We start from the raw sequence: 6,347 nt of genomic DNA on the forward strand, positions 1-6,347 counted from the left end.
GTACGTATCGTTTATGGCGCGCTGGAATAAGTTATAGAGCGCAAGAACAGCGATCCCCTGGATATCTTCGAGAAAGCTCTCGACGCCATCGCTCCGCTGGTCGAAGTGAAGTCGCGCCGTGTTGGCGGTGCTACTTACCAGGTTCCGGTCGAAGTTCGTCCGTCCCGTCGTAACGCTCTGGCAATGCGCTGGTTGGTAGACTTCGCCCGTAAGCGCGGCGAGAAGTCTATGGCTCTGCGCTTGGCTGGCGAACTGCTGGACGCTGCCGAAGGCAAAGGTGCTGCAGTTAAGAAGCGTGAAGACGTACACCGTATGGCTGAAGCCAACAAGGCTTTCTCGCACTACCGCTTCTAATATCGGCATCATACATTTTGCGAGGGCTTTATGGCTCGTACTACAGCAATCAACCGCTACCGTAACATCGGTATCTGTGCTCACGTTGACGCGGGCAAGACTACCACTACCGAGCGGATCCTGTTTTACACAGGTCTCAGCCACAAGATGGGTGAGGTGCATGACGGCGCTGCTACCACCGACTGGATGGTGCAGGAGCAGGAGCGTGGTATCACCATTACTTCTGCTGCTGTTACTACCTTCTGGAAAGGTTCGCGCGGTCAATACGATAACTATCGCGTAAACGTTATCGATACCCCTGGTCACGTAGACTTCACCATTGAAGTAGAGCGCTCGCTGCGCGTGCTCGACGGCGCGGTCGTTGTGTTCTGCGGTACTTCCGGTGTTGAGCCTCAGTCCGAAACCGTGTGGCGTCAGGCCAACAAGTACGGCGTTCCACGTGTTGTTTACGTGAACAAGATGGACCGTGCTGGTGCTAACTTCCTGCGTGTTGTCGGTCAGATCAAGAACCGTCTGGGTCACACCCCGGTTCCGGTTCAGCTGGCTATCGGCGCTGAAGATAACTTCGAAGGTCAGGTCGACCTGATCAAGATGAAGGCTATCTACTGGAACGATGACGACAAGGGTACTACCTATCGCGAGGAAGAAATTCCTGCCGATATGCTGGACCTGGCTAACGAGTGGCGCGCCAACATGGTTGAAGCCGCTGCCGAAGCTAGCGAAGAGCTGATGAACAAGTACCTTGAAGAAGGTGAGCTGACTGCTGAAGAGATCAAGGCGGGTCTGCGTGCGCGCACTCTGGCCAGCGAGATCGTTCCGGCTGTCTGCGGTTCTTCTTTCAAGAACAAAGGTGTTCCGCTGGTTCTCGATGCCGTTATCGACTTCCTGCCTGCTCCTACCGAGATCCCTGCGATCAAAGGTATCCATCCGGATCTCATCGAGAAGCCGAAGGACGAGCTGGTAGAGGCGGATTACGACGAGCGTCACGCAGACGATGCCGAGCCATTCTCTGCTCTGGCGTTCAAGATTGCCACCGACCCATTCGTTGGTACTCTGACCTTCGTTCGCGTTTACTCGGGTTTCCTGACCTCCGGCGACTCCGTGATCAACTCGGTCAAGGGCAAGAAGGAGCGTGTTGGTCGTATGGTGCAAATGCACGCGAACCAGCGCGAAGAGATCAAAGAAGTGCGTGCGGGTGATATCGCTGCTCTGATCGGCATGAAGGACGTCACTACTGGTGACACTCTGTGCGATCTCGAAAAGCAGATCATTCTCGAGCGTATGGACTTCCCTGAGCCTGTAATTTCGGTAGCGGTTGAGCCGAAAACCAAGCAGGACCAGGAAAAGATGGGTATCGCACTGGGCAAGCTGGCTCAGGAAGACCCGTCGTTCCGCGTCAAGACCGACGAAGAGACTGGTCAAACCATTATCTCCGGTATGGGTGAGCTGCACCTGGATATCCTCGTTGACCGCATGAAGCGCGAGTTCAACGTCGAGGCCAACATCGGCAAGCCGCAGGTTTCGTACCGCGAGAAGATCAGCAAGAGCAACGTTGAGATCGAAGGCAAGTTCGTTCGTCAGTCCGGCGGTCGCGGTCAGTTCGGTCACTGCTGGATCCGTTTCTCGGAGCCAGACGTCGATGCGAACGGCAATATCACCGAAGGCCTGGTCTTCTCCAACGAAGTTGTTGGTGGTGTGATTCCTAAGGAATACATCCCGGCTATCCAGAAGGGTATCGAAGAGCAGATGAAGAACGGCGTTGTTGCCGGTTATCCGCTGATCGGCCTGAAGGCTACCGTGTTTGATGGTTCCTACCACGACGTCGACTCCAACGAGATGGCGTTCAAGGTGGCGGCCTCCATGGCGACCAAGCAGCTGGCCCAGAAGGGTGGTGGTGTTGTGCTTGAGCCGATCATGAAGGTTGAAGTAGTAACCCCAGAGGACTACATGGGTGACGTGATGGGTGACCTGAACCGTCGTCGTGGTCTGATTCAGGGTATGGATGACTCGGTGTCCGGCAAGGTTATCCGTGCCGAAGTGCCACTGGGTGAGATGTTCGGTTATGCAACCGACGTCCGTTCCATGTCTCAGGGTCGCGCGAGCTACTCCATGGAATTCTCCAAATACGCCGAAGCTCCGTCGAATATCGTCGAAGCGCTCGTTAAAAAACAAGGCTAATCCAGCCCTTTAGGCAAGAGGTTCACTGTCGTGGCTAAAGAAAAATTTGAACGTAACAAACCGCACGTCAACGTTGGCACCATCGGTCACGTTGACCACGGTAAAACCACTCTGACCGCTGCTCTGACTCGTGTTTGCTCCGAAGTTTTCGGTTCTGCAGTTGTTGACTTCGACAAGATCGACAGCGCTCCGGAAGAGAAAGCTCGTGGTATCACCATCAACACTGCGCACGTAGAGTACGATTCGAACACTCGTCACTACGCGCACGTTGACTGCCCGGGTCACGCCGACTACGTCAAAAACATGATCACCGGTGCTGCCCAGATGGACGGCGCGATCCTGGTTTGCTCGGCCGCTGATGGTCCGATGCCGCAAACCCGTGAGCACATCCTGCTGTCCCGTCAGGTGGGCGTTCCGTACATCGTGGTTTTCCTGAACAAGGCTGACCTGGTAGACGACGCTGAGCTGCTGGAACTGGTCGAGATGGAAGTTCGTGACCTGCTGTCCACCTACGACTTCCCGGGCGATGACACTCCAATCATCATCGGTTCGGCTCGTATGGCGCTGGAAGGCAAAGACGACAACGAGATGGGCACCACTGCCGTCAAGAAGCTGGTAGAAACTCTGGATACCTACATCCCAGAGCCAGAGCGTGCTATCGACAAGCCGTTCCTGATGCCAATCGAAGACGTATTCTCGATCTCCGGTCGCGGTACTGTTGTGACTGGTCGTGTTGAGCGTGGCATCGTCCGTATCCAGGAAGAAGTTGAGATCGTCGGTCTGCGCGACACTCAGAAAACTACCTGCACTGGCGTTGAAATGTTCCGTAAGCTGCTTGACGAAGGTCGTGCTGGCGAGAACTGCGGTGTTCTGCTGCGTGGCACCAAGCGTGACGACGTTGAGCGTGGTCAGGTTCTGGTCAAGCCAGGTTCGGTTAAGCCGCACACCAAGTTCACCGCAGAAGTTTACGTTCTGAGCAAGGAAGAAGGCGGTCGTCATACTCCGTTCTTCAAAGGCTACCGTCCACAGTTCTACTTCCGTACTACTGACGTGACTGGTAACTGCGAGCTGCCAGAAGGCGTTGAAATGGTAATGCCAGGTGACAACATCCAGATGACTGTCACTCTGATCAAAACCATCGCGATGGAAGATGGTCTGCGTTTCGCCATCCGTGAAGGCGGTCGTACCGTCGGCGCTGGCGTCGTAGCCAAAGTCATCGAATAAGTTCTTGATATCTCTCCATCGGGCCGACATAATGGTCGGCCTGATTTTGTTTTTAGGTCAGTAGCTCAATTGGCAGAGCGACGGTCTCCAAAACCGTAGGTTGGGGGTTCGATTCCCTCCTGACCTGCCAGATTCACTCGATGTGTCTGGCTTTCTTTTCACAGGATCTTCATAGATGACTCCTAAAGCTGAAGCTCAAGGCTCTCGCTTCGATCTGCTCAAGTGGCTTGTAGTGGTTGCTTTGGTGGTTGTTGGCGTTGTCGGTAATCACTACTACTCCGCTTCGCCGATCCTGTACCGCGTACTTGTTTTGCTTGCTATTGCTGCTTTGGCTGCCTTTGTTGGGCTGAAAACTGTCAAGGGTAAGTCTTTCTTTGTACTGGTTAAGGAAGCTCGCACCGAGATTCGTAAAGTCGTATGGCCGACTCGCCAAGAAACCACGCAGACTACGTTGATTGTAGTGGCTGTTGTTCTGGTTATGGCGTTGCTGTTGTGGGGGCTTGATTCCCTGCTCGGCTGGCTTGTTTCCTTGATTGTTGGCTAAGGGTGTCCCGTGGCTAAGCGTTGGTACGTTGTGCATGCTTACTCGGGTTATGAGAAGCATGTCATGCGTTCGTTGATCGAGCGTGTAAAGCTGGCTGGCATGGAAGATGGCTTTGGCGAAATTCTGGTTCCCACTGAAGAAGTGGTTGAAATGCGTAATGGCCAGAAGCGCAAAAGTGAGCGTAAGTTCTTCCCAGGCTACGTGCTGGTTCAGATGGATATGAATGAGGGGACTTGGCACTTGGTCAAGGATACTCCTCGGGTGATGGGTTTCATCGGTGGTACTGCCGACAAGCCTGCGCCAATCACGGATAAAGAGGCAGAAGCGATTCTGCGTCGTGTTGCTGATGGTAGCGACAAGCCGAAGCCCAAGACTCTGTTCGAGCCGGGCGAGGTTGTTCGTGTTACTGATGGTCCGTTCGCTGACTTTAACGGCACTGTCGAAGAAGTTAACTACGAAAAGAGCCGGATTCAAGTGGCTGTGCTCATTTTCGGTCGCTCTACTCCGGTAGAGCTAGAGTTCAGTCAGGTCGAAAAGGCATAGCTGAACGAGAATCCCATACCCCGCAGCCCAAGGCTGTGGGGTTTTGTCGTCACTGGGATAAACGCGCAAGTAACCGGGGAGCCTTTCTAGGCGTTTGAACCCGTAATTGGAGTGCCTCATGGCTAAGAAGATTACTGCTTACATCAAGCTGCAAGTGAAGGCCGCACAGGCCAACCCAAGCCCACCCGTCGGTCCAGCTCTGGGTCAGCACGGCGTGAACATCATGGAGTTCTGCAAAGCCTTCAACGCCCGTACTCAGGGTCTTGAACCGGGTCTGCCGACTCCTGTGATCATCACTGTTTACAGTGACCGCAGCTTCACTTTCGAAACTAAGAGCACCCCTGCTTCGGTTCTGCTGAAGAAAGCTGCTGGTCTGACCAGCGGTTCCGCACGTCCGAACACCGTTAAGGTTGGCACCGTTACCCGTGCTCAGCTGGAAGAGATCGCGAAAACCAAAAACGCGGATCTGACTGCAGCTGATATGGATGCAGCCGTGCGTACTATCGCCGGTTCTGCTCGTAGCATGGGCCTTAACGTGGAGGGTGTGTAATGGCTAAGCTGACCAAGCGCCAAAAGGCTATCGCCGGCAAGATTGAAGCGGGCAAGGCCTATAGCTTCGTAGACGCAGCTGCTCTCCTGACCGAGCTGTCGACCGTCAAGTTCAGCGAGTCCGTTGACGTCGCTGTAAACCTGGGCGTTGACCCACGTAAATCCGACCAGGTTGTTCGCAGCGCTACCGTGCTGCCACACGGCACTGGCAAGACTGTACGTGTAGCTGTGTTCACCCAGGGCCCAGCTGCTGAAGCTGCCCTGGCTGCCGGCGCTGATCGCGTAGGTATGGACGACCTGGCTGCCGAAATGAAAGGCGGCGACCTGAACTATGACGTAGTTATTGCTTCTCCTGATGCAATGCGCGTTGTAGGTCAGCTGGGTCAGGTTCTGGGTCCACGTGGCCTGATGCCTAACCCTAAGGTTGGTACCGTAACTCCAGACGTGGCCGCTGCTGTTAAAAACGCCAAGGCTGGTCAGGTTCGTTATCGCACCGACAAAAACGGCATCATCCACACCTCCGTTGGCAAGGTCGGTTTCGACGCTGTCAAGCTGAAGGAAAACGTTGAAGCCCTGATCGCTGACCTGAAGCGTATCAAGCCGGCTTCCTCGAAAGGTATCTACGTCAAGCGCGTTACCCTGAGCACCACCATGGGCCCAGGTCTGGTCATCGACCAAAGCTCGCTGGACGTATAAGACACAGATTGGCGCATGAAAGTGCGTCAATTGAAAAATTGGGGTCCCTGCCTGGCGGGGGCTATCCAAGACCGTAGGCGACGCAAGTCTTAAACCACAAGCCTACGCAGATGGTGCTCCCGGTTCCTTACCGAATCAGACACCAAAACGACATTCGGTTTCGACCGCCCGACAGCCTTACATGGAAGTTTTTATGCGTTTCCCGCTTGTGCCCCGAGTTTTGCCCTCCTCCGCCGCTTTCCACCTCAGCCCACAGGCC

6 protein-coding genes, 1 tRNA gene and 1 pseudogene are annotated in these 6,347 nt (G+C 54.7%); all 8 read left to right on the forward strand.

The features are described 5' to 3' along the window. Positions 1 to 354: pseudogene (gene rpsG, locus ACQKQA_RS29410) on the forward strand (30S ribosomal protein S7); the annotation flags it as partial. A 30-nt stretch (positions 355 to 384) separates the two neighbouring features. Further along, positions 385 to 2,532, forward strand: a complete 2,148-nt coding sequence (gene fusA, locus ACQKQA_RS29415) for an elongation factor G (RefSeq protein WP_427564688.1) — start codon at positions 385 to 387, stop codon at positions 2,530 to 2,532. Positions 2,533 to 2,562: 30 nt separating this feature from the next. Continuing rightward, a complete protein-coding gene (tuf, locus tag ACQKQA_RS29420; protein ID WP_427564689.1) occupies positions 2,563 to 3,756 on the forward strand; it encodes an elongation factor Tu in 1,194 nt (397 codons plus the stop codon). 54 nt (positions 3,757 to 3,810) lie between these two features. Further along, positions 3,811 to 3,886: transfer RNA gene (locus tag ACQKQA_RS29425), tRNA-Trp, on the forward strand. A 45-nt stretch (positions 3,887 to 3,931) separates the two neighbouring features. Next, complete coding sequence (gene secE, locus ACQKQA_RS29430) at positions 3,932 to 4,300, forward strand: preprotein translocase subunit SecE (protein WP_427564690.1); 369 nt, start codon at positions 3,932 to 3,934, stop codon at positions 4,298 to 4,300. A 9-nt stretch (positions 4,301 to 4,309) separates the two neighbouring features. After that, the gene (gene nusG / locus ACQKQA_RS29435; protein WP_002555501.1) at positions 4,310 to 4,843 is read left to right on the forward strand and encodes a transcription termination/antitermination protein NusG; all 534 of its coding nucleotides are present in this window, start codon (positions 4,310 to 4,312) and stop codon (positions 4,841 to 4,843) included. Positions 4,844 to 4,961: 118 nt separating this feature from the next. Further along, positions 4,962 to 5,393, forward strand: a complete 432-nt coding sequence (rplK, locus tag ACQKQA_RS29440; protein WP_003176435.1) for a 50S ribosomal protein L11 — start codon at positions 4,962 to 4,964, stop codon at positions 5,391 to 5,393. After that, positions 5,393 to 6,088 carry a 50S ribosomal protein L1 gene (gene rplA, locus ACQKQA_RS29445; RefSeq protein ID WP_044465335.1) on the forward strand — a complete coding sequence of 232 codons (696 nt, stop codon included), beginning with the start codon at positions 5,393 to 5,395 and terminating at the stop codon, positions 6,086 to 6,088. The genes rplK and rplA overlap by 1 nt, the downstream gene beginning before the upstream one ends. Positions 6,089 to 6,347 lie beyond the last annotated feature (259 nt).

This window comes from Pseudomonas sp. NPDC089530 (genome assembly GCF_050280705.1).
Classification (GTDB): domain Bacteria; phylum Pseudomonadota; class Gammaproteobacteria; order Pseudomonadales; family Pseudomonadaceae; genus Aquipseudomonas.

Bases quoted from the DNA above. Each gene is read 5' to 3' on its own strand.
- fusA (WP_427564688.1), top strand. From the start codon at position 385: ATGGCTCGTACTACAGCAATCAACCGCTACCGTAACATCGGTATCTGT.
- secE (WP_427564690.1), top strand. From the start codon at position 3,932: ATGACTCCTAAAGCTGAAGCTCAAGGCTCTCGCTTCGATCTGCTCAAG.
- rplK (WP_003176435.1), top strand. From the start codon at position 4,962: ATGGCTAAGAAGATTACTGCTTACATCAAGCTGCAAGTGAAGGCCGCA.
- rplA (WP_044465335.1), top strand. From the start codon at position 5,393: ATGGCTAAGCTGACCAAGCGCCAAAAGGCTATCGCCGGCAAGATTGAA.